Source organism: Pseudomonas sp. GW821-FHT01C01, assembly GCF_059422645.1.
Window position 1 is genome coordinate 1 of sequence record NZ_JBWKXF010000111.1, and the last position, 3,757, is coordinate 3,757.

At 61.9% G+C, this 3,757-nt stretch carries 2 protein-coding genes; both read right to left on the bottom strand.

Annotated elements, in window-relative coordinates:
- Positions 1-119: 119 nt before the first annotated feature.
- Positions 120-2,972 carry an aminomethyl-transferring glycine dehydrogenase gene (gene gcvP, locus AC07XF_RS28905; protein ID WP_495029241.1) on the bottom strand — a complete coding sequence of 951 codons (2,853 nt, stop codon included), beginning with the start codon at positions 2,970-2,972 and terminating at the stop codon, positions 120-122.
- 11 nt (positions 2,973-2,983) lie between these two features.
- Complete coding sequence (gcvH, locus tag AC07XF_RS28910; protein WP_007996035.1) at positions 2,984-3,367, bottom strand: glycine cleavage system protein GcvH; 384 nt, start codon at positions 3,365-3,367, stop codon at positions 2,984-2,986.
- Positions 3,368-3,757 lie beyond the last annotated feature (390 nt).

The following is a 3,757-nucleotide window of genomic DNA, read 5'->3' on the forward strand; positions in this document are numbered from 1 at the left end:
CGGCGAAACAGGCAGCACATTTGGCGGCTGACACACCGCCTTCGCGAGCAAGCCCGCTCCCACAAGGGGAATGCGGTGTTCTTGATTAAGGGGGCGAGCAAACCCGCCCCCTCATTGGTTTAAGCGTAGCTTTCGATCGACGGGCAAGCGCAGACCAGGTTGCGATCGCCAAACACGTTGTCGACGCGACCGACCGGCGGCCAGTATTTGCCTTCGATCAGCGACGCAACCGGGTAAACCGCTTGCTCACGGCTGTACGGGTGCGACCACTCACCGACCAGTTCCTTGGCGGTGTGCGGAGCGTTTTTCAGCGGGTTGTCGTCCTTGTCCAGGGTGCCGTTTTCCACTGCGCGGATTTCTTCGCGGATGCGGATCATGGCGTCGCAGAAGCGGTCCAGTTCTTCCTTGGATTCGCTTTCGGTCGGCTCGATCATCAGCGTGCCGGCTACCGGGAACGACATGGTCGGCGCGTGGAAGCCGAAGTCGATCAGGCGCTTGGCGACGTCATCGACGCTGATGCCGCTGCTGTCTTTCAATGGACGCAGGTCGAGGATGCACTCATGCGCCACCAGGCCGTTGCTGCCGGTGTACAGCACTGGATAGTGCTCTTCGAGGCGACGGGAGATGTAGTTGGCATTGAGGATCGCCAGCTGCGAAGCACGCTTGAGACCCGCGCCACCCATCATGCGAATGTACATCCAGGTGATCGGCAGAATGCTCGCGCTGCCGAACGGTGCCGCGCAAACGGCGCCTTCCTTGCGCTCCATCTGGGCGTGGCCCGGCAGGAATGGCGCCAGGTGCGATTTCACGCCGATCGGGCCGACGCCCGGGCCGCCACCGCCGTGCGGGATGCAGAAGGTCTTGTGCAGGTTCAGGTGCGACACGTCGCCGCCGAACTTGCCCGGCGCGCAGAGGCCGACCATGGCGTTCATGTTGGCGCCGTCGATGTACACCTGGCCGCCGTTGTCATGAACGATGCCGCAGATTTCGCGGATGCCTTCTTCGAACACGCCGTGGGTCGACGGGTAGGTGATCATCAGCGCGGCGAGGTGTTCGCGGTGCTCGATGGCCTTGGCGCGCAGGTCTTCGATGTCGACGTTGCCGCGGGCATCGCACGCGGTCACGACTACGCGCATACCCGCCATTTGTGCGGTGGCCGGGTTGGTACCGTGAGCCGACGACGGGATCAGGCAGATGTCGCGACGGTCTTCGCCACGGCTCTGGTGGTAGGCACGGATCGCCAGCAGACCGGCGTATTCACCCTGGGAACCGGCGTTCGGTTGCAGCGAAACCGAGTCGTAGCCGGTCGCAGCGCACAGCATGGCTTCCAGTTCATCGGTCAATTGCTGATAACCGGCGCTTTGCTCGGCCGGGGCGAACGGGTGCAGGGCGCCGAACTCGGCCCAGGTCACCGGAATCATTTCGCTGGCGGCGTTGAGTTTCATGGTGCACGAACCCAGCGGGATCATGGTGCGATCCAGCGCCAGGTCCTTGTCCGCCAGTTTGCGCAGGTAACGCATCAGCTCGGTTTCCGAGTGATAACGGTTGAACACCGGATGGCTGAGGATCGGCGACTGGCGTACCAGCGCGGCCGGGATGGTGCTCTGCACCGAGGCGGCGAGGGCAGCGAAGTCCGGCAGGGCCTTGCCGTCGGACAGCAGACTCCACAGGGCTTCAACGTCGGCCTGAGTGGTGGTTTCGTCCAGGGACAGGCCCAGGCGTTCGCCGTCGACCACGCGCAGGTTGATGCGTTGGGCGTGTGCCTTGTCGTGCAGGGCAGCGGTTTGAGCGCCGGTCTTCACGGTCAGGGTGTCGAAGAAGTTCGCTTGCTCGACGTTCAGACCCAATGCGCTCAAGCCTTTGGCCAGGATCGCAGTCAGGTGATGCACACGATTGGCAATCTGCGTCAGGCCTTTCGGACCGTGGTACACGGCGTACATGCTGGCGATATTGGCCAGCAGTACTTGCGCGGTGCAGATGTTGCTGGTGGCTTTCTCGCGACGGATGTGTTGTTCGCGGGTTTGCATGGCCAAACGCAGGGCCGGGTTGCCGAAACGGTCTACGGAAACACCGACCAGGCGGCCTGGCATGTCACGCTTGAACGCATCCTTGGTGGAGAAGTACGCCGCGTGCGGACCACCGAAGCCCAGCGGCACACCGAAGCGCTGTGCGCTGCCGATGGCCACGTCGGCACCGAACTCGCCCGGTGCGGTCAGCACGGTCAGGGCCAGCAGGTCGGCAGCCACGGCGACGAGGGCGTTGGCGGCGTGGAAACGTTCGGTCAGCTCGCGGTAGTCGAACACGTCACCGTTGCTCGCCGGGTATTGCAGCAGGGCGCCGAAGAACGGCGTCACGTCGCTCAGTTCACGCTCGTCGCCAACCACCACGTCGATACCCAAAGGCTCGGCACGGGTGCGCAGTACGTCGAGGGTCTGCGGGTGGCAATGCATGGAGGCGAAGAATTGGTGGCTGCCTTTGTTCTTGCTCAGGCGTTTGCAGAAGGTCATGGCTTCGGCAGCGGCGGTGGCTTCGTCGAGCAGCGAGGCGTTGGCGATCGGCAGGCCGGTGAGGTCGCTGATCAGGGTCTGGAAGTTCAGCAGCGCTTCGAGACGGCCCTGGGAAATTTCTGGCTGGTATGGGGTGTAGGCGGTGTACCAGGCCGGGTTTTCCAACAGGTTGCGCAGGATCGGCGAAGGCGTGTGGGTGCCGTAGTAACCCTGGCCGATGAAGGTCTTGAACAGCTGGTTTTTGCTCGCGATGGACTTGATCAAGGCCAGGGCATCGGCTTCGCTCAAGCCGTCTTCCAGGCCGAGGACGCTGGTGCCCTTGATGCTGTCGGGAATCACGCTGGCGCTCAGGGCTTCCAGGGAGTCGAAGCCGAGGCTGTTGAGCATGGCTTGCTCGTCACCGGCGCGCGGGCCGATGTGACGGGCGATGAATTCGTTGGCAGTGGTCAGATTCACTTCGGTCATGTCAGTGCTCCTCAGGCTTCGGCTTGCGCTTTGATCAGGCGGTCGTAGGCGTCCTGGTCCAGCAGTTGGCCGACAGCGGCGGCGTCGCTTGGTTTGAAACGGAAGAACCAGCCTTCGCCCAGCGGATCTTCGTTGACCAGTTCAGGGCTGCTGTCCAGCGCCGGGTTCACTTCCAGCACTTCGCCGTCCAGCGGCATGTACACGCCGCTTGCAGCCTTTACCGATTCCACGGTGGCGGCTTCGGCGCCTTTGTCGTAGGACTGCAGCTCAGGCAGTTGAACGAACACCACGTCGCCCAGGGCGTTCTGTGCGAAAGCGGTGATGCCAACCGTGACGCTGCCGTCAGCTTCGGTGCGCAGCCATTCGTGATCTTCAGTAAAACGCAACTCGCTCATGGAAACTCCTAAGGGGCCAGACTCGTCTGGTGGACGCGATTGAATGCTTGGGCGATGCCCTGGTTATGGGGAACTACATAGCAAGAACGCGGCCAATGTTGTTTTTATTGTTATTGATCAATGATTTAGGTGGTTTCGACAAACGCTGGAATTCACTCGCTGTAGCGAAATCGATACGGCACAGGTCAAGGATAAAAGCCGAGGTGGATCAAAGCCTTGCACAGCCGTGATCGGAGCGGTGTGTAGCGATATCGTTCCGCTGTAGCGCTTTCAGTACAGGTGGAGGTCGTTTTGAACGCGATTTCGCATCGAACACAAAACCTGTGGGAGCGGGCTTGCTCGCGAAAGCGGTGTATCAGTCGCCAACGATGGTGTCTGACACTCCGCTTT